Annotated in this window: 2 protein-coding genes; both read left to right on the top strand. The window is 48.1% G+C overall.

Annotated features, from left to right (window positions below; all coding sequences use genetic code 11):
- Nucleotides 1-3: 3 nt before the first annotated feature.
- On the top strand, nt 4-504 hold the full coding sequence (locus F6K20_RS39050; protein ID WP_287267325.1) for an efflux RND transporter periplasmic adaptor subunit: 501 nt from the start codon (nt 4-6) through the stop codon (nt 502-504).
- A gap of 92 nt (nt 505-596) precedes the next feature.
- Nucleotides 597-1169, top strand: a complete 573-nt coding sequence (locus F6K20_RS39045; protein WP_071105705.1) for a DUF1131 family protein — start codon at nt 597-599, stop codon at nt 1167-1169.
- The last annotated feature ends 67 nt before the right edge of the window (nt 1170-1236 follow it).

Here is a 1236-nt window from a genome sequence, read left to right as displayed (position 1 = left end):
TAGATGCGTTTACCCTGGGTTGATCAGGCCATCACTACATGTTTATCACTACCGTCACCCTTTGAGGGACAGAAAACTTATCCAGCAAGAGTTTCCTCAATTCTGCCCGAACTAGACTCTAGCACCCGTACCTTAACCGTTGTCCTCACCCTGGATCCCTTGGCAGTCAGGCAAGTGTCCCCTGGACAGGTAGCGAGGTGGAAATTAGCTGAAACTATTCCTACTGCTGGTTACTGGCTGCCCACCACCGCTCTAGTGCAAGGAGTACGTGGTTTGTGGTCTTGCTACGTCTTGGGGGAATTGGCTGAATCGGATCTTTCTGGTGCAACTCACGTCTTCAGTGTCGAACGGCGAGATGTGGAAATTTTGCAGACACAGAGTAACCGCATTCTGGTTCGCGGTACCCTCCAACCAGGGGATCAAGTCATCGTCGGCGGAACCCATCGCCTTGTGCCTGGACAATGGGTGCGGTCAAAAACAGTTGCTGGGGTCAAAGTGCCATGATAGTGTCTTGGGCTAAGTAGAACAAGTATTATTGTTTAAGTTTAACCTTCTTGCTAATGTAATTAGTAGTTAAGATAAACTCTGTAACAAGATTGTATAGAAAAACACTCTTTACTGTAACCACCATAGTCCTACTCACCAGTATCCTGGGCGCTTGCGCCAAGAAACCTTCCCCCCCTGAAACTAAGTCTAATCTCAGGCTGACTGCAGACGGTTTGGGTAAACTCAACAAAACTAGCAACTTTGATGCTGATACCATCAAGAGTGCTCTGCCCAGTTATACCGTAAAAAAAGAAACCACCTCTGCTGAAGGGGAAACTTACGATATCTTCAGAGCCTACTGGCAAGATAGCCCGGTAGTGGAAATCGATGCCGACATCTCCCAGCAGAAAATCGGCAGGATTGAAGTGCTAAGCGATCGCATACCTGGTCCAAAGGATGTGAAGGTAGGAATAGCCTACTCCGCCACTCCTGGACACGAGAAACTAGACTGCTTGCCAGGTGTGGAAGAGTCCACTGGTAAAGTTTTTTGTAAGTTTGAGGAAAATGCCTCGATCCTATACGTCTATCAACCCCTTAACTGGGAAGGGCCTTATCATAAGTTACCTCCCCTTGAGGTTCTGACCAAGGCTAAGCTAGATAGTCTACGTTGGATAGCACCTTAAATTAGTTGCGTAGGGTGCGTTAGGGAAGGGCTCGAACTCATTTTCCGCCTCGTCGCCCATTTTGGGA

This window comes from Moorena sp. SIO2C4 (genome assembly GCF_010672485.1).
In the GTDB taxonomy this organism is placed as follows: Bacteria; Cyanobacteriota; Cyanobacteriia; order Cyanobacteriales; family Coleofasciculaceae; genus Moorena; species Moorena producens.
The sequence above is the reverse complement of the archived record's forward strand: the minus strand, read 5'-3'. Positions and strand labels throughout refer to the sequence as shown.